Origin of the sequence: Providencia sp. (assembly GCF_003533305.1) — a bacterium.
GTDB lineage: Bacteria > Pseudomonadota > Gammaproteobacteria > Enterobacterales > Enterobacteriaceae > Providencia.
Genome location: NZ_DOEH01000005.1, coordinates 46,256 through 71,977, shown reverse-complemented (window position 1 = coordinate 71,977; position 25,722 = coordinate 46,256). Strand labels below are relative to the sequence as shown.

At 37.8% G+C, this 25,722-nt stretch carries 22 protein-coding genes; 7 read left to right on the top strand and 15 right to left on the bottom strand.

Features of this window, described 5'->3' with window-relative positions:
• Nucleotides 1-105: 105 nt before the first annotated feature.
• From argO to DD649_RS01550, 3 genes are all read right to left on the bottom strand, one after another.
• Entirely contained in the window at nucleotides 106-726 is a 621-nt protein-coding gene (argO, locus tag DD649_RS01560; RefSeq protein ID WP_294102784.1) for an arginine exporter ArgO, read from the bottom strand.
• 261 nt (nucleotides 727-987) lie between these two features.
• A complete protein-coding gene (gene mscS, locus DD649_RS01555) occupies nucleotides 988-1,860 on the bottom strand; it encodes a small-conductance mechanosensitive channel MscS (protein WP_294102779.1) in 873 nt (290 codons plus the stop codon).
• Nucleotides 1,861-2,013: 153 nt separating this feature from the next.
• Nucleotides 2,014-2,379 (bottom strand): YacL family protein, encoded by a 366-nt coding sequence (locus DD649_RS01550; protein WP_294102774.1) that lies wholly within the window; start codon nucleotides 2,377-2,379, stop codon nucleotides 2,014-2,016.
• Nucleotides 2,380-2,565: 186 nt separating this feature from the next.
• On the opposite strand from DD649_RS01550, the gene DD649_RS01545 reads away from it, so the two are divergent.
• Nucleotides 2,566-2,943: a VOC family protein gene (locus DD649_RS01545; RefSeq protein WP_294102771.1), complete on the top strand. Its 378-nt coding sequence runs from the start codon at nucleotides 2,566-2,568 to the stop codon at nucleotides 2,941-2,943.
• An 82-nt stretch (nucleotides 2,944-3,025) separates the two neighbouring features.
• Here DD649_RS01545 and acnB read toward each other — a convergent pair whose 3' ends face one another.
• The 3 genes from acnB to DD649_RS01530 all read right to left on the bottom strand — a co-directional run bounded on the left by acnB (nucleotide 3,026) and on the right by DD649_RS01530 (nucleotide 8,709).
• The gene (acnB, locus tag DD649_RS01540; RefSeq protein WP_294102769.1) at nucleotides 3,026-5,623 is read right to left on the bottom strand and encodes a bifunctional aconitate hydratase 2/2-methylisocitrate dehydratase; all 2,598 of its coding nucleotides are present in this window, start codon (nucleotides 5,621-5,623) and stop codon (nucleotides 3,026-3,028) included.
• Between the two features lie 440 nt (nucleotides 5,624-6,063).
• Entirely contained in the window at nucleotides 6,064-6,417 is a 354-nt protein-coding gene (locus DD649_RS01535; protein WP_294102766.1) for a VOC family protein, read from the bottom strand.
• 105 nt (nucleotides 6,418-6,522) lie between these two features.
• Complete coding sequence (locus DD649_RS01530) at nucleotides 6,523-8,709, bottom strand: extracellular solute-binding protein (protein ID WP_294102763.1); 2,187 nt, start codon at nucleotides 8,707-8,709, stop codon at nucleotides 6,523-6,525.
• 467 nt (nucleotides 8,710-9,176) lie between these two features.
• Between DD649_RS01530 and DD649_RS01525 the strand changes: the two genes are divergently transcribed.
• Genes DD649_RS01525 through DD649_RS01515 form a run of 3 tightly spaced genes read left to right on the top strand, consistent with a single transcriptional unit; the run spans nucleotide 9,177 to nucleotide 11,983 of the window.
• The gene (locus DD649_RS01525) at nucleotides 9,177-9,998 is read left to right on the top strand and encodes an MBL fold metallo-hydrolase (RefSeq protein ID WP_294102761.1); all 822 of its coding nucleotides are present in this window, start codon (nucleotides 9,177-9,179) and stop codon (nucleotides 9,996-9,998) included.
• Between the two features lie 11 nt (nucleotides 9,999-10,009).
• The gene (locus DD649_RS01520) at nucleotides 10,010-11,233 is read left to right on the top strand and encodes an MFS transporter (RefSeq protein WP_294102759.1); all 1,224 of its coding nucleotides are present in this window, start codon (nucleotides 10,010-10,012) and stop codon (nucleotides 11,231-11,233) included.
• Nucleotides 11,234-11,269: 36 nt separating this feature from the next.
• Complete coding sequence (locus DD649_RS01515; RefSeq protein ID WP_294102758.1) at nucleotides 11,270-11,983, top strand: MgtC/SapB family protein; 714 nt, start codon at nucleotides 11,270-11,272, stop codon at nucleotides 11,981-11,983.
• A 328-nt stretch (nucleotides 11,984-12,311) separates the two neighbouring features.
• Here DD649_RS01515 and DD649_RS01510 read toward each other — a convergent pair whose 3' ends face one another.
• The 9 genes from DD649_RS01510 to nadC all read right to left on the bottom strand — a co-directional run bounded on the left by DD649_RS01510 (nucleotide 12,312) and on the right by nadC (nucleotide 22,965).
• Nucleotides 12,312-12,596 carry a hypothetical protein gene (locus DD649_RS01510; protein ID WP_294102757.1) on the bottom strand — a complete coding sequence of 95 codons (285 nt, stop codon included), beginning with the start codon at nucleotides 12,594-12,596 and terminating at the stop codon, nucleotides 12,312-12,314.
• A gap of 175 nt (nucleotides 12,597-12,771) precedes the next feature.
• Nucleotides 12,772-13,026: a DUF3969 family protein gene (locus DD649_RS01505; protein WP_336428734.1), complete on the bottom strand. Its 255-nt coding sequence runs from the start codon at nucleotides 13,024-13,026 to the stop codon at nucleotides 12,772-12,774.
• A 313-nt stretch (nucleotides 13,027-13,339) separates the two neighbouring features.
• A complete protein-coding gene (locus DD649_RS01500) occupies nucleotides 13,340-13,663 on the bottom strand; it encodes a hypothetical protein (protein WP_294102753.1) in 324 nt (107 codons plus the stop codon).
• Nucleotides 13,664-13,679: 16 nt separating this feature from the next.
• Nucleotides 13,680-14,114, bottom strand: a complete 435-nt coding sequence (locus DD649_RS01495) for a hypothetical protein (protein WP_294102750.1) — start codon at nucleotides 14,112-14,114, stop codon at nucleotides 13,680-13,682.
• Nucleotides 14,115-14,392: 278 nt separating this feature from the next.
• Nucleotides 14,393-15,820 (bottom strand): dihydrolipoyl dehydrogenase, encoded by a 1,428-nt coding sequence (gene lpdA, locus DD649_RS01490; RefSeq protein ID WP_294102748.1) that lies wholly within the window; start codon nucleotides 15,818-15,820, stop codon nucleotides 14,393-14,395.
• Between the two features lie 205 nt (nucleotides 15,821-16,025).
• The gene (gene aceF, locus DD649_RS01485; protein WP_294102746.1) at nucleotides 16,026-17,888 is read right to left on the bottom strand and encodes a pyruvate dehydrogenase complex dihydrolipoyllysine-residue acetyltransferase; all 1,863 of its coding nucleotides are present in this window, start codon (nucleotides 17,886-17,888) and stop codon (nucleotides 16,026-16,028) included.
• Between the two features lie 13 nt (nucleotides 17,889-17,901).
• Nucleotides 17,902-20,568, bottom strand: a complete 2,667-nt coding sequence (aceE, locus tag DD649_RS01480) for a pyruvate dehydrogenase (acetyl-transferring), homodimeric type (RefSeq protein ID WP_294102744.1) — start codon at nucleotides 20,566-20,568, stop codon at nucleotides 17,902-17,904.
• A gap of 173 nt (nucleotides 20,569-20,741) precedes the next feature.
• On the bottom strand, nucleotides 20,742-21,512 hold the full coding sequence (gene pdhR / locus DD649_RS01475) for a pyruvate dehydrogenase complex transcriptional repressor PdhR (protein WP_294102742.1): 771 nt from the start codon (nucleotides 21,510-21,512) through the stop codon (nucleotides 20,742-20,744).
• A 553-nt stretch (nucleotides 21,513-22,065) separates the two neighbouring features.
• Nucleotides 22,066-22,965 carry a carboxylating nicotinate-nucleotide diphosphorylase gene (gene nadC, locus DD649_RS01470; protein ID WP_294102737.1) on the bottom strand — a complete coding sequence of 300 codons (900 nt, stop codon included), beginning with the start codon at nucleotides 22,963-22,965 and terminating at the stop codon, nucleotides 22,066-22,068.
• A 106-nt stretch (nucleotides 22,966-23,071) separates the two neighbouring features.
• Between nadC and ampD the strand changes: the two genes are divergently transcribed.
• The 3 genes from ampD to DD649_RS01455 all read left to right on the top strand — a co-directional run bounded on the left by ampD (nucleotide 23,072) and on the right by DD649_RS01455 (nucleotide 25,721).
• Nucleotides 23,072-23,620: a 1,6-anhydro-N-acetylmuramyl-L-alanine amidase AmpD gene (gene ampD / locus DD649_RS01465; RefSeq protein ID WP_294102734.1), complete on the top strand. Its 549-nt coding sequence runs from the start codon at nucleotides 23,072-23,074 to the stop codon at nucleotides 23,618-23,620.
• A gap of 265 nt (nucleotides 23,621-23,885) precedes the next feature.
• Entirely contained in the window at nucleotides 23,886-24,311 is a 426-nt protein-coding gene (gene ppdD / locus DD649_RS01460) for a prepilin peptidase-dependent pilin (RefSeq protein ID WP_294102732.1), read from the top strand.
• 12 nt (nucleotides 24,312-24,323) lie between these two features.
• Complete coding sequence (locus DD649_RS01455) at nucleotides 24,324-25,721, top strand: ATPase, T2SS/T4P/T4SS family (RefSeq protein ID WP_294102729.1); 1,398 nt, start codon at nucleotides 24,324-24,326, stop codon at nucleotides 25,719-25,721.
• Nucleotide 25,722 lies beyond the last annotated feature (1 nt).

The window sequence follows — 25,722 nt, the reverse complement described above, 5'->3', positions numbered from 1 at the left end:
TTGGATTTTTACACTCTAAAAAGAGAGAATTCACCATAAACTCTCCCTTATACTTATTTTACATTACCACATTCACTAGAAAGTGCGATTCAGAATAAGGCTAAATTACAAATATTCTATTCCCTGCTTTGCCAGTTGAAAGGCAATAAACCACATGACCGTTCCCACAAATACATTAATAATGCGTTGTGAACGGGGTTTATTTAACACCGGCGAAAACCATGCGGCCAAAGCCGCTAGCGCAAAAAACCAAACAAAAGATGCCGTCAATGCTCCCGCCGTAAACCATGGGCGAAATGTGTCTTCTAATTGACTTCCTACACTTCCTAACACTACAAAGGTATCGAGATAAACATGCGGATTTAACCATGTAACTGCAAATAATGTCAGAATCACTTTCCAACGGGTCAAATTTTTCTTTTCAACTTGAAGAATAATATCATCTGGACTCATTGCGGTACGAAATGCACCATAACCATACCAAAGCAAAAAGACCACACCAGCCCAAGTAATCAACTGCATGAGAATTTCAGATTGGCTCAATAACGCACTGCCACCAAACACGCCGGCAATAATTAATAACGTATCACTTAAAGCGCATAGTAATGCACTCATCAAATGAAACTGCTTTCGACTGCCCTGTTGTAGAACAAATGCATTTTGCGGGCCTAACGGTAATATCATTGCAGCGCCGAGTAAAACACCCTGTAAATAAATCGTAAACATGCACTATTTCCAAATAATTATTCAATTAGTATGAAATGAATATTATCGACAAAAGGCCATTAGTTAAAATTATTAAATCTAATAGCTCATAAGCAATACTTATTCATTTCAAGGGAAATAGTTATTAGAAAGATAACGAGACAACAGAGAAAGGGGTACAATTTAAGCGATTAAACTAGGTTACAATCATAAAGCTATTAAAAATTGGCATTACCCAAAGATAACACCAATTTTTTTAGTCATAATCAGCAGTAATAAAATTTACTCTGCTGAGATCTTTGATGCTTCTGAATTTTGCTTATGGACATGAACATCCATTTGTGGAAATGGGATACCAATATTATGTTTATCTAAAGCACGCTTAAATTCTTCCATTAAATCCCAATAAACTGGCCATGCATCGCCATTGGTTGTCCAAAAACGGACTAAATAATTTAATGAAGATGGCGCCATTTCATGTAAGCGAATAGTTACGCCTTTATCATGCTGAATACGGTTATCAGCGGCAACAATGTCACCCAAAACTTTTTTCACAACATCAATATCGGAATTGTAATCGACACCGACAGTGATGTCAGTACGGCGATTCGGTTCACGAGAAACGTTAATGATATTATCAGCAATGATTTTACCATTTGGGATAACAATAATACGATCATCCCCAGTTTTTAACGTGGTAGAGAAAATTTGTACGTTTTGAACCGTCCCTTCTACTGCACCAATAGTGACGTATTCACCCGCTTTTAATGGTCTAAAAATCACCAATAACACGCCCGCAGCAAAGTTACCCAATGAATTTTGTAATGCAAGACCAACGGCCAATCCCGCCGCACCCATCACTGCAATAACAGATGCAGTTTGAACACCAATCTTACCGAGTACAGCAATTAAGGTAAATGCGACAATGGTATAGCGTACGATAGCGGAAAGAAAATCACTAACAGTTGTGTCGATACCTTTCATCGTCATTATACGATGCAGACCGCGCCCAACCGCTTTTGCGATCACCATACCGACGATCAAAATAAGAAGCGCTGAAACTATATTCACGACATACTGGACTAACAGATCTTGGTTGGCCGCAAACCAATTCGTTGCATCATTCAACGCGCCTGTAACATCATCAGTATTCATATATTTGTTCCTTCGAATTAAATTATTTTATGGGTATAAATTTCAATTTTAAACACATTACTCAGCGATAATGAGTAAGCATTTGAGTTATCTTAGTCAAAGAATAACGAAAATGTATTAAAACATAAAATAAATCAATGAAAAAAAGTTATCTTATTTATTTTCAATTACAAATTCTCGATAATCTTTGAGCATTAAAATGAAATCATCGACACCACAAAACGCAATACTTTCATTATCATAATAGCTCATGCCTTCTTCTAGGCCTTCCGTTTCAAATGATAATAAATTTGCACGGATCATCACTTCTTCATCATCTAACAGTAAAGTATATTCATGACCAATCAGTTCCCACTGTTTTTCACTTCCTTTTAAGCGCTCATAATTTTCTTCGATAGTATCGAGCAAACTTAAATCACCTTTTACCTCTTCATTGAGCCAATATCCAACAGCTTCATGATCCATTGAAAAACTTGCACTGACACTTCCTGCCATATCATGCGAAAATTGGTAGTCCATATACTCTCTCCTACTCGTTACTTCGTTATGATTAATTATAACGTGAGAAAAGCAATATTGTTGAGAGGTATTCACTACACAATAGATAAAACCCGCTATCATTGATTAAAAGCAGAACTAGTCTCACTAAAAAACAATCACCAAGTTAATATCACGCACCAAATTATAATTATTGGAAATATCACTATGCTTGAACGCTTAGATCACCTAGTCCTCACTACAATGAATGTAGATTCTTGCCTAGATTTTTATCAAAGAGTCTTAAATATGAAGGTTATTACCTTTGGTGAACAACGCTACGCATTACAATTTGGTCAACAAAAAATTAATATTCATCAATATGGTAAAGAGTTTGAGCCAAAAGCACACTTACCTGTACCGGGCTCATTAGATTTATGTTTTATCAGCCAGTGGCCCCTAGAACAATTCCAAGCCCACATTCTGCAACAAGGTGTTGATATTATAGAAGGCCCTATTAAACGTACTGGAGCGGTAGGCGCAATTATCTCTATTTATATTCGCGATCCTGATTTAAATTTAATTGAGATATCAGAATATATTTAATATAGCGCCTAAAATAAAAAAGCACCCCTTTATGGAGAGGTGCTTTTAGATACCAAGTATTAAAAAGTTACTTGAATATCAATTAAACCGCTGTTTGGAAAATAACAGTATCTGCTTTTTCAGTGTACTGAGCTAATTGATCAAAGTTCAGATAACGGTAGGTATCTTCCGCCGTTTCATCCACTTTATTCATATACTGTAAATACTCTTCTGGCGTCGGTAGACGACCCAATAGAGAAGCCACAGCAGCTAGCTCAGCAGAAGCGAGGTAAACATTCGCACCCGTGCCTAAGCGGTTAGGGAAGTTACGAGTTGAAGTCGAAACAACCGTTGCACCATCGGCAACACGCGCTTGGTTACCCATACACAGTGAACAGCCAGGCACTTCAATACGTGCTCCGCTCTTACCAAAGACGCTATAATAGCCTTCTTCAGTTAACTGCGCTGCATCCATCTTCGTTGGAGGAGCAACCCATAAACGTGTTGGTAATTGGCCTTTATGTGAATCTAATAACTTACCGGCGGCACGGAAGTGGCCGATGTTGGTCATACAAGAACCAATAAACACTTCATCAATTTTCGCATTTTGTACATCAGACAGTAAGCGCGCATCATCTGGATCATTAGGCGCACACAAAATAGGTTGTTTGATATCATTCAAATCGATTTCAATCACAGCCGCATATTCTGCATCTGCGTCACCTTCGAGCAGTTGCGGGTCAGCTAACCAGCTTTCCATGCCTTTAATTCGACGCTCTATGGTACGGCGATCGCCATAACCTTCCGATATCATCCATTTCAAAAGAACAATGTTTGATTGTAGATATTCAGTAATCGGCGCTTTATCTAACTTAATAGTACAGCCAGCAGCAGAACGCTCAGCAGAAGCATCCGCTAATTCAAATGCTTGCTCAACTTTGAGCTCAGGTAAACCTTCAATTTCCAAGATGCGACCTGAGAAAATGTTTTTCTTACCTTTTTTCTCAACAGTCAGTAAACCATCTTTAATTGCATACAATGGAATGGCATGAACAAGGTCACGTAAAGTAATACCTGGTTGCATTTCGCCCTTAAAGCGAACCAATACCGATTCAGGCATATCTAATGGCATAACGCCCGTTGCCGCAGCAAATGCGACTAACCCGGAGCCTGCAGGGAAAGAGATACCAATAGGGAAGCGAGTATGTGAATCGCCACCAGTACCTACAGTGTCAGGCAACAGCATACGGTTTAACCAAGAGTGAATAATACCATCTCCCGGACGTAGAGAAACACCACCGCGATTCATAATGAAATCAGGCAAAGTATGGTGAGTTGTAACATCAACAGGTTTTGGATAAGCAGCAGTATGGCAGAAAGACTGCATCACTAAATCGGCAGAAAACCCAAGACAGGCCAAATCTTTTAGCTCATCACGAGTCATCGGACCCGTAGTATCTTGAGAACCCACAGACGTCATCTTAGGTTCACAATATTCACCAGGACGAATACCCGCATGGCCACAAGCACGACCAACCATTTTTTGAGCCAATGAATAGCCACGATTACTTTGTGCAACTGTTTTAGCATGACGGAAAATATCAGAAATCGCTAAACCTAATGACTCACGTGCTTTTGCCGTTAGTCCACGACCGATAATCAGAGGAATACGACCGCCTGCACGAACTTCATCAATCAGAACATCCGTTTTCAGTTCAAATTTCTCAAGTAACTCGCCAGTTTCGTGGTTACGGACTTCACCTTTAAATGGATAGATATCAATTACATCACCCATATTTAGTTTCGATACTTCCACTTCAATCGGTAACGCGCCTGCATCTTCCATAGTATTAAAGAAGATTGGTGCGATTTTACTACCGAGAACGACACCACCGCCGCGTTTATTTGGTACGAATGGAATATCATCACCCATAAACCATAAAACGGAGTTAGTTGCAGATTTACGTGAAGAACCGGTACCCACTACGTCACCAACGTAAGCTAATGGGAAACCTTTTTTATTTAATGCTTCAATCTGTTTAATTGGGCCAACATTACCGACCTCATCAGGCACAATACCTTCACGCTCATTCTTCAGCATTGCTAATGCATGCAGAGGAATATCTGGGCGCGACCATGCATCAGGTGCAGGCGATAAATCATCGGTATTAGTTTCTCCTGTCACTTTAAATACAGTGACAGTTATTTTCTCTGCTAGCGCGGGACGTTGAGTGAACCACTCAGCGTTTGCCCATGATTCAATAACTTGTTTTGCATGCACATTCCCAGCTTTCGCTTTTTCTTCTACATCATAGAAGTTATCGAACATTAATAAGGTATGGGAAAGTGCTTTCGCAGCGATTGGGGCTAATTTGGTATCATCCAAAGCATCAATCAATGCATGAATATTATATCCACCCTGCATAGTACCGAGTAGTTCGATTGCTTTTTCAGGGGAGATTAAAGGGGAGGCAGTTTCGCCTTTTGCAATTGCAGCTAAAAATCCAGCTTTTACGTACGCTGCTTCATCAACACCTGGAGGGACGCGGTTGGTTAACAGATCTAACAAGAAATCTTCTTCACCTTTGGGTGGGTTTTTTAGTAACTCGACTAGTGCAGCTACTTGTGACGCATCTAATGGCTTAGGGACAATCCCTTGTGCGGCACGCTCGGCTACGTGCTTACGGTATTCTTCTAGCACGACGTTCTCCTCGCTTCATTGTAATTTATATACCCGGCTGTCCGCACCATGCTGAAAAATAATCATCCGGTGCCAGGTCAGAGGAATTTGCTCGCATAATCTCAATGGCGTTAAAATTATGTCCAGCTTCGGGCTCACAGCATAGCAGAATTTAAATAAAATGTTAATTCATTCACAAGAAAGCAACATTCATCTACTAACTTCAAGCCTTAACACTTAATTACAGGTCATTTTTTAGCTTAAGGTACTATAAATAATCATAAAAAGCCTAAAAGACCATACTTTTTATAATGCATTTTGACATTTAAATCACCCTATTTTGTCGCTTTTTTCCTCTGATCTCACAAATTATATTTATTATCGTAATTATATTTACATTGCTAATTGATAAAGCAAATCATTGCGATTGGTTTTAATTTTTTTAATGAATTTAATTGATTTTATTGGCCTTTTAGGCCGATTAAATTACCGAATGGATCCTCAAGCTGGCACATTCTATTGTTACCATCGATTAACATTGGCCCACGATACAATTTTGCCCCAATTGATGTTAAATACTCAAGAGCAGCATCTAGCGATTTCACTTGCCAATATAAAACGGTACCTTTTTTACCTTCACTCACTTTTTCATCAGCTTGAACAACTTCAATCGTGAAGTCTCCGACATGTAATAAGGTAAAATCGAATTCAGGCAAATACTCAGCCCTAGCTTGTGGAAAGGCTTGCTGATACCAAACCACCCCTTCAGCAACATTGGGAACATGAATTAAAATCGCGGTAGGTTTTATTAACATAATATTTTCAATTGATTCAATTTAATTATTAAAACATTCAAATCGGGATGAGCACTCATAAATGATTACATTCCACAAGAATGTCTTAAGTAAATACACCAGGTACTAGCTAAATTGCAGCCTCAACATTTTATTAATATTTTCAATCGCCTCATCAATAGACATAATTTTATACACAGCATTCATAATGCCTTGTCCGATAATATGTTCCACTTTTCGCAAATCAATCGTTTCTCCTGCCACGGTCACATTTTCTCTAATACCTTTACTTAACTCATTATAAGCAAGAGACAACCAAGGATAGCGATAACAAATAGGTTGGTTATCTTTTAAATCTTGATAAACACTATTTCCACCTAACATCACTAAATGATCCATTACATCAGGAGAATATAGCCATCGATAGAATTGTTCGGCAATATTGCCTTTTTGACTTTGTTTAGATAAACCAATGACCCCGCCCCCAATTTGTGGAATTTCACCTGGTACGGATGCGAAACCGATATTGGGTGACAGTTTGCTATGGGCTACATCATTAAATAAATTCATATAGGTTATCAACATAGCCAGTTCACTATTTTCAAAGCTTTTAACGGGTTCATCCCACCACATACCCTGAAAATTTTTATTAAATCGCAGTTGGTTAATATAAGCTTGCAATGATGCTACCGCTATTTCATCATTTAATTGTGGAGTTGATTTTGTTGATAATAATCGCCCACCATTTGCGTAATAGCGCTGTAGAAATTCAGTGGCAATTAACCGAGCACCGCCGATTGAAGAAGATGCACCTTCCGGTCTTTGCGGATCATCTGTACGATGAATTTCATTAAAAAATCGAGCAATTAAATCAAATTCATCAAAGGTTTTAGGAACACTAAGCTCTTTATTATTTTTCTCATAAAACATTCTTTTTAAGATTGGCGAATCGAAAATATCTTTTCGATAAAATAATAGTTGAATGCTGGTATCAAACGGTGTGGCATAGGCAAGATTATTGACATAACTAAATTTTAATTTGACCGCATCTGAAAAATAATTAAGTAAGTCATCGATACCGTTACCAATTTGGTCTAATGGCGTGAGTATTTTTTCCGCCAGCCATGGAAAACTCGCTATATCAATACGCACTAAATCGAAATAACTGTATTGTTCTATATTATTGAGAATGTCTAAAACTTCCTCATAGGGCCGAATACTAACATTAAGCGTAATACCCGTTTGCTTATAAAAATGAGGTAGTAACTTAATTAAGGCATTGGTCGAAGGACTTGGTAATGTTAATAAATTCAGAGTCTGATTAGCATTTCTATCAAAGGTAATCAGTGAATGACGTTCAACAGAAACATTCAGGTTAGAAATTTCGACGATTTCTGTTTTACCATCTGTCGAAGAAGAAAGTAATTGTTCAACAACCTCTTTACCTAATTGCGCATAATTAACAGGATAATCGAGTATTCCATTCGCAATAAATGATGCGCTATCAGACAAATAAACGACCTCTGGGCAAGAGTTTAACCCACCATAAAAACTTGCTTGCGTGATGCATTTTGCTCTCTCAGTATCCTGAGCAATAATGACATCCAATGCTGTTGAATCGGTGAAAAAATTGAACGCCTCTTTATACACTTCATTATCTGAAGAATATTGCATCGTAATTTTAGCATTCGATATTTGCTTTCTAATTTTCTCTTCTAACTTAGTAGCAAAGCTTTGATTTCCTACCCAATGATTTTCTTCTGCAATAACACCTATATTTGTTAGTCGTTTATCAAAAAGATACTCAACAATAGAGTCGATAGGTTGGTCATAATTTAAGGTAAAAAAACGTTGTGCATCAATCGGCTTTCGGTAAACAAAAATAATATCATCAGGCGATATCTGTAATGCATCGAAATAAATATTGGCATTATCCAAGCAGGTCACAGTAATAACTTGCTTATATTCTCCCGCCTGTACACGCTCTAATACTTTTAACTCGTTAAATTCTAAGCCATCGGTGATGAATAAATCATAGGTGATATCTGGATAATTAAGTAGCGTTTGTCTGATAGCATTAAAAAGCACGGTATATTTTTCAGACACTAACTGTGGCAATATAACAGCAATTTTATGATCATTTGACGATCGTAACTGCTGCCCTTTTACGCTTAATTGATACCCCATCTGCTTTGCCGCAGCCAAAACTGCTTCCATCTTTTTAACACTCACATTTCCTTTGTTATTTAACACATTAGAAACTGTGCCATGGGCAACACCAGCAAGCTTAGCGATATCTTTTATATTTGCCATCGATACATCCACCTCATGAAGTCGTCTGCAACAGAATACCGAATATTATAGATTCATCAATAATAATGAATGATTCGATCCAATCTCAATTCACAATGACATTTTTTCAAATCTTTTATTAAAATCACCATAAGCATTAAAAACTTACTTTAGCCTTATAAAACAATTAATTAAACAGATACTCCCACCATCACACTGCCTAAAAAATAGCATTTAAAAATCAAACAAATAAAAATTGGAACGATTCATTTTAAATTAAAAAATATCACTTATAATCACATAAAAACAATTACAAAAATAACTCATATATTACAGTTAGTTATAATTGACATCAAATAAGATCATGATCATCATCACTCTTTTAAAATGATTCTCTTGGGATTATTAAACAACAAGATTAAATTGGAACGATTCAATTTACCAAAATTGTGCTATTTCCAGATTCAAAAAAGAGATGATTATAAAATATGAAAATAAAATTCTTAGGGACGGCAGCATCCGAAAGTGTTCCAAACCCATTTTGTCGATGTGAACATTGTCAAATGGCAAGAAGTGTTGGTGGGAAAGAGATACGAACACACTCGTCGGCAATCATTGACGATGTCATGTTAATTGATTTGTCGCCTACATTTACCCTTCAATTACTTATGCAACAAATGGATGCAACAAGTATTGAAAGTTTATTATTCACTCACACACATGCAGATCACTTCAATGCAGGTGAGTTATACAGTCGCATGGAAGGCTTTAGCCATACCGCTAATCATCCTCTGCATATTTTTGGTAATGATAAAGCGATTAGCGGGTGCATTTCATTATTACCTGGCTACACGCCAGAGCGCTTCGCTTTTCATTGCTTAGTGCCTTTTGTAACTGTTCAACACCAGGGCTATAACATCACACCATTGCTTGCAAACCATGCCAAGTGGGAGCATTGCTACGTTTATCATATTGAAAAAGAGGGTCACAGTTTGTTTTATGGCCATGATTCTGGATGGTTTCCAGAACTGACTTGGCAATGGCTATCAGGTAAACAATTAGATTTGATCGTATTGGAATGCACTTACGGCTTTAACGGTAATTCCCGCTCAGATAACCATATGAGTTTTGAAACTATCTTTGATGCTCAACAACGCCTCATCGATATGGGTTGTATCAATCAAGATACCCAACTCGCACTTTCCCATATTTCACATACGAGTAATTTATCTCATAGTGCAATGGAAGAGTTTTGTACTCCAAAAAATATCCGCGTTGCATACGACGGATATACAATGACGTCACAATAGAGGGCGAAAGCATGGACTTTAAAACAACACCTAGATTACTTATCATGATGTTCGTCCAATATTTTATGCAAGGTGCATGGAATATGACGATGGGCTTAGTTCTTAGCACCTATGGAATGGCTGCAATCATTGGTGATGCCTATGCACTTTTAGGTGTCGCAACACTTATCTCGCCATTATTGATAGGTATGATTGCCGACCGTTTCTTTGCTTCACAAAAAGTCATGGCAATTCTTCACTTAATTAACGCTGCCGTGATCCTCTGCGTCCCTCAATTTGTTGAAGCGCAAAATACGACAATGACCCTCTTTATGATCTTTATTGTCGGCCTACTATTTTATCCAACAACTGCATTATCAAATAGCATCAGCTTCACCCATATAAATGGTGTTAAATACTTCCCTATTATTCGCGTATTTGGCACATTTGGCTTTATGACGATTGGCTTTATTTTAGGCGAAATGGGTTTTTCAGGCAGCACAATGACTTGGTATATTGCCTCCGGTGCCGCTGTGATCTTAGGCCTTTACTGTTTTACACTGCCAAATACACCACCAAAAGCAAAAGGCAAACCGTTCTCTATACGTGATTTACTGTTCCTTGATGCACTCTCATTATTTAAAGATAAATATTTTACTATTCTGATGTTAAGTATCTTTGTGTTAATGATCCCTAAAACTGCATATTCGGCGTATATCCCCGTTTTTATCAAAGCTCTTGGCTTTAACAATGCAGCTTCTATTATGCAAATCGGTGTTGCATTTGAAGTCATGTTTATGTTTGTTTTATCATTTTTCTTATTAAAATTTGGCTTTAAATTTACCTTATTGCTCGGTGCAGTCTCTTGGATTATACGCTCACTATTCTTTGCTCATGCCGCTGTTGATGCCAGCTTAGTCTATATTGTGATTGGTTTGGTACTGCAAGGTTTATGTTGGGATTTCTTCTTCACAGCAGGCGATATTTATGTGGACCGCAAAGCTAAACCAGAAATTCGCGCACAAGCTCAAGGACTGAGATTCATTGTTTCCAATGGTATTGGTTTGCTCTTTGCCTCTACTGTTTGCGGTGCAATTTTCAATAATACAGTCACTGAAACAGGTTCTGCTGCATTACCGCAATGGCAGTCATTCTGGTACATTCCGGCAGGTATTGCCGCTGTAGTTGCCGTTTTCTTCTTCATTTTCTTTAAAGATGATGTCAGCAAGAAATTAAAAGAAGTCAAAAACATATAACCCATATTTATTCCTAGAGGCAACGAGATATTTAATATGATAACAATGATGAGCTATTTAAATGGCACTAATTTAGTTTCTGTCTCCATTATCATAAAACTCGTTGCCTCATTTATATTGGGTGGATTACTTGGCTTAGAAAGAGAATCTAAAGGTAAACCAGTAGGATTCACGACCTGTGTCATCATTTCTGTTGCAAGCTGTCTTTTAACTATTGTTTCTATCCAATCTGCGGAGTACTACGCCGGAATTTCTGACAATATACGCAGTGACCCAATGCGTTTAGCTGCACAAATTGTCAGTGGAATCGGCTTTTTAGGCGCCGGAGTCATCATGCACAGAAGTGATGATGCTATCTCAGGACTAACAACCGCCGCAATTGTCTGGGCTTCAGCTGGGATAGGAATCGCTTGTGGTAACGGGTTTTATCTACAAGCTGTAATTGTCACCGTACTATTTTTTATTGCCATTATGATAAGGCCACAAATTGTGTTATTTCAATTTAAAAGGCAACGATTAGGGAAATTAAAGGTAAGAATGCTTTTTGACAGCGTTCAAGGTGTTCCTATATTAATAGACCATCTAAAACTCACTCGAGATATAATTGATAATCTTAATATTCGTGATGTTAAAAAACAGCGTGTTGAAGTGAGTTTAAAACTGACTATCAGACAACGAATCACTCTACCTGAATTTTACCTTTCACTAAAAAATCTTGCTCACGTGCATTCTGTTTCTATTGAGCACTAATTATTTTCAAGGTGAGGTTAATTGAAATTATTAAAAATGTTCCTAAATTATAACTAAGATGGTTAAAATCAAAAAAACAATATTTATACTTTTTGTATATCTCTGTTTAAATTTTAAACATTTCTATTAATTTAATAATCTACACTCTAGTCAGGTAGAGATTCAGCCACTGCATACGTGATGCAAAGCTAACCCTTCAACAAAATTGGAAACATAAATTAAAATAGCGATAGAGATCAGCTTAGTTAACAATTAAAAACCAGTTAATCAGTGTGTAAATAATGACCTAAGTTGTCATGGCTTACACACTTAAGGTTATCAATTCAGATTATGCTGAATCTTTCTCAGCTAAATACCGAAAGATTATAGATATATTTTTTAAGTTATACTTTACTAGGAGCTCTTTTTCTTTAGCTTTGCATAAAGTTTCATAATCATCTTCCAACTGCCCAATGTCTAATCGAGGAGGCTCATTATAAACATCATAAATAAACTCTGAAGGTACGTTCCAATAAAAATCTAAATCTAGGTCAATATCATCTACTCCCTGCTCTTTCATTTCTTTGAAAATGGTTACTACAGCCTCTTCCAGTAAACTAAGTTCTATTTTCATGTTTTAACCTTTACCATTTCCAATTTCATTTATATTATTTTCAAATATTTTAAATTTCTTCTTTAATGTTTAATACGCCCATCAATAACTCGCTTCCTAACTGTATTATGGGCTGTATTTTTAAGATAACCTTGACTATCAAAAATCCTGATTACGTCTATAAACTACTATAAAATCAATCTTCGACGATTTTAATTTCCCTATCAATTAACCGGCCAAAATTCTCACTCTGCGAAATTACTGTTAGTGATTTACTTAATAAGTCTTCAATTTGTGCTTGAAGATTTTCTGGATATAAACTTTCTACATCTTCAAGTTCACAACCTAGATTGATTATTTCAATCAATTTTTTCGTAGAACCAGCTTGCTCTAATAACTTGGCTAAATAAGGTTTAAAAATATCCCCCTCAGCTTCATCAATTGATATCAACTTTTTTCTAGTGCAGTTAATACACCCAAAGCTAAAAAACTTATAAATTTATCTGCATGTTTATCATTAATACTGTAGCAAATTTTCATCAAATATTACTCCAACCGGATTTTACTTTTACATTAATAACTCTACCGCTTTATCTTTGAAAATAATGAACTAATACTCGATTTCCAGACACATCAAATCTATTCTTAGTTCGAGGAGGGAAGCAACTATAGCTTACCTCTAAGCCGGACAACTGATATCCGGCTGGATAAGAGGAGTAAGACAGTTAAAGGGCCTCTAGAGCAGAGCTGGGATCTTTTAACTTTTAAAAATCTGACCACTCTGCATAACTAATGTCGTCTTCTGTTAATTCAGTAAAACCATCTTGACTTAGCATTTTATTAAAATAGAGGATAGTGTCTTCTAGTGCCTCTTCAATAGTATCTCCATATCCAATAGCACATTCGGGAGAACCATCAAATTTTCTTTTTATTGCCAAATCAGTCATTCCAGTAAAATTTCCGGATTGGCTTTCATAAATTTTCACTTTCATTTTTGAATAAGGCAAAATAGGGATCATCGTAATCGTGAATTCAGCAACTGTTTTCTCTATACGGCCCACATTTTTAATGTTTAAATCATGCCACATAACGTATTCCTCTCTATTATTGTTTTCCAAAAGATACTATCTTTTCTTCGGCTGTTTTAGAATGAAATTTCCATTGATATGTACAGGGGTATTTTTGAGGATCTGTTAAAAACTTCCATTCATGTGAGCTTTCAATACTACGAACTGTCCCTTTCAATGTTTCAATCTTATCTTCAAGTAATTCTTGGTTTGACCTTCGCGTGTCTTTATTTAAGTTTACCCCATCTTGTGAAGGCTTGGTCTTATGATAGTAAATACGTTCATCACTCGATGCTGATTCTTTTTCATCATAATTATCATGTAAAATATTTTTCAAATTATCATAGTGATCAGTCAAATCTGTTTCATCATGAATATCATCAGAAAAATTATTAAAATATGAATAGTCATTACTAGGCCGAGAATTACTTCCAACTACCGTCATCGATTCTACATGTTCCATTATTCCCATAAACTAATATCCTTATTAGCTATAAATAAAAAACAGAATAAGCAAATTAGAATTTAAAACTGTTATAGTCAACTAACCGTTGTTTTCATAATAGTTATTAACTTAAAAATTAAACAATTATTTTCAATTGATTAATTTAAATAAAATTATAAAGATGAATTTATCTTTTTTATTGCTATAAATACAAAAAAGCCAATGTGTTTCCACATTGGCTTCTATTCACTTTATAAATAAACAACACACTAGAGATGCTGTTTACTATTCGCTAATAAAAAAAATTATTTTTTCTTTTTCGCTTTAGCGTTCGGTAAATCAGTAATGCTACCTTCATAAATTTCAGCAGCCATACCGATTGATTCATATAATGTCGGGTGAGCATGGATAGTCAATGCGAGGTCTTCAGCATCACAACCCATTTCAATTGCTAAGCCGATTTCGCCCAGTAATTCACCACCGTTAACACCAACAACAGCACCACCGATAACACGGTTAGTTTGTTTGTCGAAAATCAGCTTAGTCATACCTTCAGCACAATCTGATGCAATCGCACGGCCAGATGCAGCCCATGGGAATGTTGCAACTTCATAGCTGATATTCTTTTCTTTCGCTTCTTTTTCAGTCAAACCAACCCAAGCGACTTCTGGCTCAGTGTAAGCAATTGATGGAATAACTTTAGGGTCGAAATAATGTTTCAGACCAGAAATAACTTCTGCTGCCACGTGACCTTCATGAACACCTTTGTGAGCCAACATTGGTTGACCGACGATATCGCCGATAGCAAAGATATGAGGTACGTTAGTGCGCATTTGTTTGTCAACATGGATAAATCCACGATCGTCAACTTCAACGCCTGCTTGACCTGCATCTAAGTTTTTACCATTAGGTACACGACCGATAGCGACTAATACCGCATCATAACGTTGTGGTTCTGCTGAGGCTTTTTTGCCTTCCATAGAAACATAAATGCCGTCTTCTTTTGCTTCAACAGCTGTTACTTTAGTTTCTAATAGCAGATTGAATTTCTTGCTGATTTGCTTGGTGAAGACTTTAACTACGTCTTTGTCAGCCGCAGGGATGACTTGATCAAACATTTCAACAACATCGATTTGAGAACCTAGAGCATGGTACACAGTCCCCATTTCTAGACCGATGATACCACCACCCATAACTAGCAGACGCTCTGGAACTTCTTTCAGCTCTAACGCATCGGTTGAGTCCCAAATGCGTGAATCTTCATGAGGAATGAATGGCAACTGAATAGGACGTGAGCCCGCAGCAATAATAGCATTATCAAAATTAATTGTTGTGCTGCCGTTTTCACCGTCAACTACCAGTGTGTTTGCACCTGTAAATTTACCAAAACCATTAACCACGGTAACTTTACGACCTTTAGCCATACCTGCTAAGCCGCCAGTTAACTGATTGATAACTTTTTCTTTCCACATACGAACTTTGGTAATGTCAGTTTTTGGCTCACCAAAAACGATACCATGTTCAGCTAAAGCTTTAGCTTCTTCGATCACTTTTGCAACATGCAACAAAGCTTTAGATGGGATACAACCCACGTTTAAACAAACTCCACCTAGAGTTGAATAACGCTCAACCAAAACAGTTTCTAAACCTAAGTCAGCGCAACGGAAAGCCGCAGAATATCCTGCAGGGCCTGCACCAAGTACGACTACTTGGGCTTTAATTTCAGTACTCATCATGACCTCATTTTGTTTTGTCCAGCGGGGCTGCCGAATAAACGAATTTTCCACTGGAAAAGTACACACCGAAAGCAGTTTACAGAATTGTTAACACCCTGAAAAGGCTCATTACGTGATGTAACTCCCAACCTGTGGCAGCAACAGCAAAAAACTCTGCCCCAGCCTAAATAAAACAGACCGGCCTATAAGCCGGTCTTATTATTTACATCACTAGACGGCGAATATCGCTCATCAATTGTCCAACCAAAGTGATGAATCGAGCGCCATCAGCGCCATCAATTACACGGTGGTCAAATGAAAGTGACATAGGCAGGATCAGGCGAGGAACAAACTCGCTACCATTCCACACTGGTTTCATTGCTGAACGTGATAGACCCATAATGGCAACTTCTGGTGCATTTACAATCGGAGCAAAACCGGTTGTACCAATACCACCAAGACTCGAAATAGTGAAGCAACCACCTTGCATATCAGCGGCAGTCAATTTACCTGCACGAGCCTTCTTAGACACTTCACCTAACTCGCGAGATAACTCCATAATGCCTTTTTTGTTCACATCTTTGAAAACAGGAACAACTAGGCCATTAGGGGTATCAACAGCGATACCGATGTTAATATATTTCTTCAGGAACAAACGCTGTGCATCTTCAGAAATAGAGCTGTTGAAACGTGGCATCTCTTCAAGAGCACGAGCTACCGCTTTCATGATAAACACCAGTGGTGTGATTTTCACACCAAGCTGTTTCTTCTCAGCTTCTTTATTCTGTTGTTTACGGAACTCTTCAACTTCAGTGGTATCAACATCTTCCATCAGTGTAACGTGTGGGATCATGACCCAGTTACGGCTTAGGTTAGCACCAGAGATTTTTTGAATACGGCCCAGTTCAACTTCTTCAACTTCACCGAACTTGCTGTAATCAATTTTCGGCCATGGCAACATACCCGGTAAGCCGCCACCCGCTGCTGCTGGAGATTCTGCACGTTTCACAGCATCTTTAACATAAGCTTGGACGTCTTCACGAAGAATACGACCTTTACGGCCCGTACCTTTAACTTTCGCTAAATTAACACCAAACTCACGCGCTAAACGACGAATAACCGGCGTTGCATGAATATAAGCGTCATTTTCAACGAAGTCGTTTTTGCTATCAGCCGCTTTCACTGGTGCTGATGCAACAGGTGCAGCCGATGGTGCTGGTGCAGAAGCCGCAACTACAGGAGCTGCTGCTGGTGCTGAGCCTGCAACTTCAAAAGTCATCACCAGTGAACCGGTTTTAACTTTGTCGCCAGTCGCGATTTTAATTTCTTTAACTGTACCAGCAAATGGTGCAGGCACTTCCATTGAAGCTTTATCGCCTTCAACAGTAATGATTGACTGTTCAGCGGCAACTTTATCGCCAACTTTAACCATAACCTCGGTAACTTCAACTTCATCACCGCCGATATCTGGAACGTTAACATCTTTGATTGCAGAAGCTGTCGCAGCAACTGGTGCCGCAGAAACTGCCGCCGGTGCCGCTGTAGGAGCCGCAGAACCTGCAACTTCAAATACCATAATCAAAGAACCAGTTTGAACTTTATCACCAGTTGCAATCTTAATTTCTTTAACTGTACCAGCAAATGGTGCAGGTACTTCCATTGAGGCTTTATCACCTTCAACAGTAATGATCGATTGTTCAGCTTCGACTTTATCGCCAACTTTAACCATGATTTCAGTAACTTCAACTTCATCGCCACCAATATCAGGTACAGCAACTTCTTTTGCTTCAGCTGTAGCTGGTGCTGCGGTAGCCGCAGGAGCAGAAGCTGCTGCAGTTGGCGCTGCTGCGCCTTCTGCTGCTTCAAAAATCATAATTAATTTGCCAGTAGTGACTTTGTCACCCACTGCAATTTTAATTTCTTTAACCACACCCGCTTGTGGAGATGGGACTTCCATAGAAGCTTTATCACCTTCAACTGTGATAATTGATTGTTCTGCTTCTACTTTATCACCAACTTTAACCATCACTTCGGTGACTTCAACTTCATCAGCACCGATATCAGGCACTTGGATTTCAATAGACATTGATTCTTACCTCTTATGCCAAACGTGGGTTAACTTTATCTGGGTTGATGTTGTATTTTTTAATCGCTTCTTCAACGATTTGAACATCAATTTCACCACGTTTAGCCAATTCACCTAGCGCTGCAACTATCACATAAGTTGTGTCCACTTCAAAGTGGTGACGCAGGTTTTCACGGCTATCTGAACGACCGAAACCATCGGTTCCTAGTACACGATACTCACTAGCAGGTACATAGGTACGAATTTGCTCTGCGAACAGTTTCATGTAGTCAGTTGATGCAACAGCTGGTGCGTCATTCATGACTTGAGCAACATATGGAACACGTGGCGTAGCAGATGGATGTAGCATATTCCAACGCTCACAGTCTTGACCATCACGAGCCAATTCAGTGAATGAGGTTACGCTATAAACATCAGAACCAATTCCATATTCAGTTGACAGCACATTTGCAGCTTCACGTACGTGGCGCATCATTGAGCCAGAACCTAATAACTGAACTTTACCTTTGCTACCTTCAACAGAAGCCAGCTTGTAGATACCTTTACGGATACCTTCTTCAACGCCTTCTGGCATTGCATGCATATGGTAGTTTTCATTAAGAGTCGTGATGTAGTAATACACGTTCTCTTGTTTCTCGCCATACATACGCTCTAAACCGTCGTGCATAATGACAGCAACTTCATAAGCGTAAGCTGGGTCATAAGAAATACAGTTAGGAATAGTCAGTGACTGGATATGGCTATGACCATCTTCATGTTGTAAGCCTTCACCATTAAGTGTTGTACGACCTGAAGTACCACCAATCAGGAAGCCACGTGCTTGTTGGTCACCCGCTGCCCACATCAAGTCACCAATACGTTGGAAACCAAACATTGAGTAGTAGATATAGAATGGGATCATTGGTAGGTTATTGGTGCTATATGATGTCGCCGCAGCTAACCATGAAGAGCCCGCACCTAACTCATTGATACCTTCTTGCAAAATTTGACCTTTAGAATCTTCTTTATAGTAAGCAACTTGCTCACGATCCTGAGGGGTATATTGCTGCCCTTTCGCACTGTAAATACCGATTTGACGGAACAGACCTTCCATACCAAAGGTACGAGCTTCATCAGCGATAATTGGGACTAAACGTTCTTTAATAGAGCTGTTTTTCAACATAACATTCAGAACACGAACGAATGCAATTGTGGTTGAAATTTCTTTAGATTGCTCTTCAAGTAATTGACTAAAGTCTGACAGTGCTGGAATTTCCAGTTTCTCTTCAAACTTAGCACGACGAGCTGGCAAATAACCACCAAGCGCTTGACGACGCTCATGTAGATATTTGTACTCTTCTGAATCTTTTTCAAATGTAATGTACGGCAGTTTTTCAATTTGGTCGTCGGCAACTGGCACATTGAATTGATCACGGAAGTAACGTACGCCATCCATGTTCATTTTCTTCACTTGGTGAGCGATGTTTTTACCTTCAGCCGTTTCACCCATACCATAACCTTTGATGGTTTGAGCTAAAATGACAGTTGGTTTGCCTTTCGTTTCTTCTGCTTTCTTAAATGCTGCATAGACTTTCTTCGGATCGTGACCACCACGGTTCAACGCCCAAATTTCATCATCAGTCATGTCTTTAACTAATGCAGCAGTTTCTGGGTAGCGATTAAAGAAATGTTCGCGAACATAAGCACCATCACGTGACTTAAATGTTTGATAGTCGCCATCCAGTGTTTCGTTCATCAATTGAACTAATTTGCCGCTAGTATCTTTGCGCAGCAATTCATCCCAACGATCGCCCCACATAACTTTGATAACTTGCCAGCCAGCGCCATTAAAGATGCCTTCTAACTCGTTAACAATTTTACCATTACCAGTTACTGGGCCATCTAAACGCTGTAAGTTACAGTTAATAACGAAAACTAAGTTATCTAACTTATCGCGAGTTGCGATAGTAATCGCACCTTTAGATTCAGGCTCATCCATCTCACCATCGCCTAAGAAAGCATATACCGTCTGTGCAGAGGTATTTTTCAGACCACGGTTATCCAAATATTTTAAGAATTTAGCTTGGTAGATAGCATTGATTGGTCCCAGACCCATTGAAACAGTTGGGAACTGCCAGAAATCAGGCATTAATTTAGGGTGTGGGTAAGAAGATAAACCTTTACCACCAATTTCTTGACGGAAATTATTCATCTGCTCTTCAGTTAAGCGGCCTTCTAAGAAAGCACGAGCATAGATACCCGGGGAAATATGGCCTTGGAAAAATACCAAGTCGCCGCCATCATTATTATTATGAGCGCGGAAGAAGTGGTTAAAGCAAACTTCATATAAGGTTGCAGCAGATTGGAATGAGGCCATATGGCCACCCAACTCTAAATCCTTTTTAGAAGCACGCAGTACAGTCATAACTGCGTTCCAACGAATTGCAGAGCGAATACGGCGCTCTAAATCCATGTTACCAGGGTATGCAGGTTCATCTTCAACAGCAATTGTGTTGATGTAATCAAAATGACCGGATGCACCAGCAGCAATGTTAACACCGCCTTTACGTGCTTCGCTCAATACCTGTTCGATAATGAACTGTGCACGATCAACACCTTCTTCACGGATCACCGATTCAATCGCCTGTAACCAGTCGCGAGTTTCAATCGGATCCACGTCATTTTTTAACATATCTGACATGGTGTATTCCTTATCTGTTATCTATTTTATGATGTTTATGTGGAGCCTATCTTCCCGTTATTTTCCCATTTCATTAAAAATAACGGGAAGATAGGCCCTAATGTAGTTGCTGCGTTTAGCGCTCAAATAGAGCATTCACAGTAATATAGATGCAGCAGTCAGGTTCTATATTACTACTTTAAATCAGGATGTTGCTGTAACCTACGTAACGAACGTTCTCGTCTTGTCTGCTCTCGGCCAATATCCAAAAGCAAGTCTTCAATAAAGGCTAAGTGGCGATGAGAAGCTTCTCGTGCTTTTTCAGGTTCTCTTGCCATTATAGCGGAGAAAATTTGAGCTCTATGTTCACTAACTGCTTTATACATATCTTTACGCGTGTATAAAAACTCAAAATTTTGCTTAATATTTTGTTCCAACATAGGAACCATGCAGCGCAACAGGTGCAATAAAACAACGTTATGAGCAGCTTCTGTTACAATCAGTTGATATTGTAATACCGCGTCTGATTCAGCTTCAAGCCCGCCATTTTGCTGTGCAACTTCAATTAGTTCATAACTTTGACGAATTCTCACTAAATCTTCTTCAGTACCACGAAGCGCAGCATAATAAGCGGCAATACCTTCGAGTGCATGACGCGTTTCAAGGAGATCAAATTGAGATTCAGGGTTACCAGCAAGTAATTCAGCAAGTGGGTCGCTAAAACTTTGCCACATTTTTTTTTGAACAAAGGTTCCACCACCTTGACGGCGAGATAAAAGACCTTTGGTTTCTAAAGTTTGAATTGCTTCACGTACTGATGGTCTGGACACGTCAAACTGTTTAGCCAGTTCGCGTTCAGGAGGCAGCTTTTCGCCGGGGCGTAAAGTCCCCTCGAAAATAAGATGTTCGAGTCGTTGCTCTATAACATCAGATAACTTTGGTTGGCGAATTTTACCGTAAGTCATAATCTGCCATGTTCATTAGTGAGTAATTATTGATTACGTATTACCCAGTGTTAATTGGTAATACCAATTTATTTATGGGTTAATAAAGTAACAAAGTATTCACTATCTGTCCATAAAGACCTTGTGCTAAATCATAAAATCCTGCAAATTTTAACAAAAAATTTTAATATTTAGCATAATTTGATAACTAAACACATTTATACGCATATTGATATTTAACATTTAAATCGATTTTTTATGCCAAAATAACGACAACTGAAGCGTTACAGTTACAAACTAAGGCAAATCAAAGTCAATTATAATGCATAATTATTCAATAAATATATCTAAGCGATTACTGAAATACAAAACACCATCTTTAACATAAAAAAATCGTTAAAATATCCATTAAGTCAAACTTAAATCAAATTTCGATTTAAAAAATAGCACTGAACTAAACCAGATAGCCTCATCAGCATTTGACGTCAATTTAAAAACCAGCAGAGATTGTTCAAATTATGTCCTTCACTTTACAATCGCTGCTGTTTAATCGTAATAATTAGCAAAGCTTCCGTTATTTCTCATTCACAAATCGCATGGATAAATCCATTGCTTTAATATGTTTAGTCAATGCACCGACTGAGATAAAATCAATTCCAGTTTCAGCAAACTCTTTGATTGTACTTAAGGTTACGTTTCCTGATACCTCTAAAGCGGCCTTCTCGGCTGTTAATACCACAGCATCTTTCATCATTTTAGTCGTAAAATTATCTAACATGATGATATCTGCATCAGCCTTTATTGCTTGAAGTAACTCATCCAAATTTTCAACTTCAACCTCTATAGGGACTTCAGAGTGAGCTTTACGAGCAAGGTTGACGGCTTGTTCTACGGAACCCGCTGAAATAATATGATTTTCTTTAATAAGATAGGCATCAGATAAACCAAGGCGATGATTAAACCCTCCGCCCATCAAAACGGCATATTTTAATGCCGTTCTTAGTCCAGGAATGGTTTTTCTTGTGTCCAGAAGCTTAGCTCTTGTCCCTTTGAGCTGTTCCACATATAGAGCTGTCACTGTCGAGACAGACGACAATGTTTGAATAAAATTAAGTGCTGTCCGTTCTCCGGTTAAAAGTACCTGAGATGGCCCAGACATTTCACAGAGAATTTGATTTGGTGCAACGGTATCGCCGTCGCGTACTTGCCAATGAACTTTAACCTGGCCACCTAATTGATGAAAAACTTCATCAAGCCATTGTTGCCCACAAAAAACACCCTGTTCTCTTGTAATAATTCGAGCTGTTGCAAGCGTATTTTCATTGAGCAATTGCCCAGTAATATCTTGTTTATAATCAACCAACTGGCCTAAATCTTCTTTCAGTGCAACACTGACCATGAAGGGAATATCTACAGACAATCTTTCAAGAAGAACTTCACGTCTTTGTTTCTCATCGTAACGTCGTATAGCCATTAGTAAACTCCAAAAATATCCACCCGTGTCATATCATCTATGCTAATCTTTCTAGCTATAGATAACGAGAGCTTAAAAAAGAAAAGAGAATACTATGGATACCGGTATGAAAATACATAATGGTTGGCTAAAAAATGTGACTCATATCCCTTCTCCCCATTATGATGAAAGACCTGAAACTACGGTTCCTTCGCTTTTAGTTATACACAATATCAGCCTTCCTCCTGGACAATTTGGTGGCCCGTATATTAATCAGCTTTTTACAGGGACATTAAATCCTGATGAGCATCCATTTTTTGACGAGATAAAACACCTTCGAGTTTCTGCCCATTGTCTAATACGCCGTGATGGTGAAATAATACAATATGTTCCTTTTAATATGCGTGCTTGGCATGCGGGACAATCAAGTTATCAAGGCCGAGAAAAATGTAATGACTTTTCAATTGGTATTGAACTCGAAGGAACCGATTTCGAACCTTTTACAGAAGATCAATATTTAGCACTAGCTCAAATCACAAAATTACTTATCGCTCAATATCCGCTTATTGCACACAATATTACCGGCCACAGTGATATTGCACCTAATCGAAAAACAGATCCTGGCCCTTATTTCAATTGGTCACATTACAAAGAAAAATTAAAAACATTTAAATAATTCAACTTTTATTAACCCTCGTAATTAAATTTCAAAATATAATTACGAGTATTTTAAATTAAGCCCCCCCCCCAAAAAATCATATTCTCTCAAGATCATATAAAAATAAATTTATATTTTTCGAGTACGCTCCAAATAAAAATGAAACCCCACTTATTATCATAAATATTTTTCAAAACTGCTCGCATATAATAATGCAATGACTAAATGTAACGTAAAAACTCGTTCATGATATTCACTCACCTCAACATAGAAGGATTTAATCATGAATCAAAAAGGATTTTCGTTAATTGAAATAATGGTTGTTATTGCAATAATTTCTATACTTAGTGCAATAGCCATTCCAGGCTATCAAGGATATATGCAAAAAGCCGCAATGACCGATGTACTACAAACTATACTTCCTTATAAAAATAGCGTTGAATTATGTAGTTTCAATCAAGGCGGTTTAACTCAATGTGCTAGCGGAAAAGACAATATTCCTAATAATGTTAAAGGTAAGTACCTTAGTGCAATAGATGTAAAAGCTGGTGTCATTACTTTTACTGCTGATAAAGCACTCTCTGGCCTTTCTGCTACATTAACACCTTTAAATACAAATAATAATATGCCTTTTCAATGGACAATTGTTTGTGAAAGCGACAGTGATGATAATTTAAAATCACTCTGTGAAAAAACACTCAATTTTTAAATAAGGGCTAAAATGAATTACACCAGGGAAAGGCAATATATTTTTAAAGAACTTAAAAATGTATGCGATAAAAATTATATAATAATAATTGATTACAACCATAAAAGATTATCAATTGCCGTATCGCAAAAACCTAATGATAACGTTATTTCAACACTAAGATTTATTGCTAGTGTACCAGTCTGTTATGACATTTGGCCAAAAGAAAAAATAGACCACTATTTTAATCATGATATTCACGAAGTTCAGGAAGAAGAAAAAACCTATCAATCAAAAGAAACCGAATCATTAAATACATCCTCGCCAGCAATTGACTTTGTTGAGGAATTACTTAAGTCCGCAGTTCGTAAGCGTTCATCAGACATACATATAGAACCAACTAAGCAAGGCATTAAAATACGTATTAGGGTGGATGGGAAACTACATTTTATGCCATCTCCTCCTTATGAAATTAATAATGAGATTATTGCTCGGATTAAAATACTAGCAAAAATGAATATTGCAGAAAAAAGGCTTCCTCAAGATGGACAATTGAATTGGTATTTTGATGGATACAATTTCAGTATACGCTTATCAAGTATTCCCACCTTATATGGCGAAAAACTGGTTTTAAGACTACTCAATACTCAACTTAAATATTCCATAGAGCACATCGGGATGTGCTCTACCCTATTAAACGTATTAAAAGAAAACTTACATAAACCACAAGGATTAATATTAGTCACAGGACCAACGGGGAGTGGCAAAACAGTCACCCTATATAGCGCTCTAGAGTATTTAAATCAATCCTCAAGAAATATTTCAACCATTGAAGATCCTATAGAAATCCCTCTTCAAGGGATAAATCAAATTCAAGTTAACGAAAAATATGGATTAAGTTTTGCATTTACACTTAGAGCCTTATTAAGGCAGGATCCGGATATTATTATGGTTGGTGAAATACGAGATGAAGAAACAGCTCAAATTGCAACCAGAGCAGCACAAACCGGTCATTTAGTGCTTTCAACACTACATACAAATTGCACTGTGAGTGCAATAGAGCGTATGGAGCAATTAGGTGTCAATAAAGCACAATTGAGGTCTTGCTTAAAAATGGTTATTGCTCAACGACTTGTTAGAAAACTCTGCTCTAATTGCAAACAACCAACAACAAAACAAACGGAAATCGATGAAAATACCCATGTTAATGAATCGATATCATCAGGATGTGACCAATGTTTTGCCGGCTTTATGGGAAGAACTGCAATCTATGAATACCTTCATCATGATAATTTGAAAAATGTCTTTGCCAATCAAAAAATTTGTTCGAGTAATTTTATCAATTTATTTCAATCCGGTCTTAAGCTCATAGAGTCTGGAAATACGAGCTTACAAGAAGTTTACGCCATAGTAGGCAAAGGGGACTATTAAT

Coding starts and splice junctions, on each gene's coding strand:
- DD649_RS01510 (WP_294102757.1), bottom strand. CDS start 12,596: ATGAAAATAGAACTTAGTTTACTGGAAGAGGCTGTAGTAACCATTTTC.
- ppdD (WP_294102732.1), top strand. CDS start 23,886: ATGAATCAAAAAGGATTTTCGTTAATTGAAATAATGGTTGTTATTGCA.
- DD649_RS01520 (WP_294102759.1), top strand. CDS start 10,010: ATGGACTTTAAAACAACACCTAGATTACTTATCATGATGTTCGTCCAA.
- DD649_RS01530 (WP_294102763.1), bottom strand. CDS start 8,709: ATGGCAAATATAAAAGATATCGCTAAGCTTGCTGGTGTTGCCCATGGC.
- aceE (WP_294102744.1), bottom strand. CDS start 20,568: ATGTCAGATATGTTAAAAAATGACGTGGATCCGATTGAAACTCGCGAC.
- DD649_RS01455 (WP_294102729.1), top strand. CDS start 24,324: ATGAATTACACCAGGGAAAGGCAATATATTTTTAAAGAACTTAAAAAT.
- nadC (WP_294102737.1), bottom strand. CDS start 22,965: ATGGCTATACGACGTTACGATGAGAAACAAAGACGTGAAGTTCTTCTT.
- DD649_RS01495 (WP_294102750.1), bottom strand. CDS start 14,114: ATGGGAATAATGGAACATGTAGAATCGATGACGGTAGTTGGAAGTAAT.
- mscS (WP_294102779.1), bottom strand. CDS start 1,860: ATGAATACTGATGATGTTACAGGCGCGTTGAATGATGCAACGAATTGG.
- DD649_RS01525 (WP_294102761.1), top strand. CDS start 9,177: ATGAAAATAAAATTCTTAGGGACGGCAGCATCCGAAAGTGTTCCAAAC.
- lpdA (WP_294102748.1), bottom strand. CDS start 15,820: ATGAGTACTGAAATTAAAGCCCAAGTAGTCGTACTTGGTGCAGGCCCT.
- argO (WP_294102784.1), bottom strand. CDS start 726: ATGTTTACGATTTATTTACAGGGTGTTTTACTCGGCGCTGCAATGATA.
- DD649_RS01550 (WP_294102774.1), bottom strand. CDS start 2,379: ATGGACTACCAATTTTCGCATGATATGGCAGGAAGTGTCAGTGCAAGT.
- aceF (WP_294102746.1), bottom strand. CDS start 17,888: ATGTCTATTGAAATCCAAGTGCCTGATATCGGTGCTGATGAAGTTGAA.
- DD649_RS01515 (WP_294102758.1), top strand. CDS start 11,270: ATGATAACAATGATGAGCTATTTAAATGGCACTAATTTAGTTTCTGTC.
- DD649_RS01535 (WP_294102766.1), bottom strand. CDS start 6,417: ATGTTAATAAAACCTACCGCGATTTTAATTCATGTTCCCAATGTTGCT.
- DD649_RS01500 (WP_294102753.1), bottom strand. CDS start 13,663: ATGTGGCATGATTTAAACATTAAAAATGTGGGCCGTATAGAGAAAACA.
- pdhR (WP_294102742.1), bottom strand. CDS start 21,512: ATGACTTACGGTAAAATTCGCCAACCAAAGTTATCTGATGTTATAGAG.
- DD649_RS01545 (WP_294102771.1), top strand. CDS start 2,566: ATGCTTGAACGCTTAGATCACCTAGTCCTCACTACAATGAATGTAGAT.
- ampD (WP_294102734.1), top strand. CDS start 23,072: ATGAAAATACATAATGGTTGGCTAAAAAATGTGACTCATATCCCTTCT.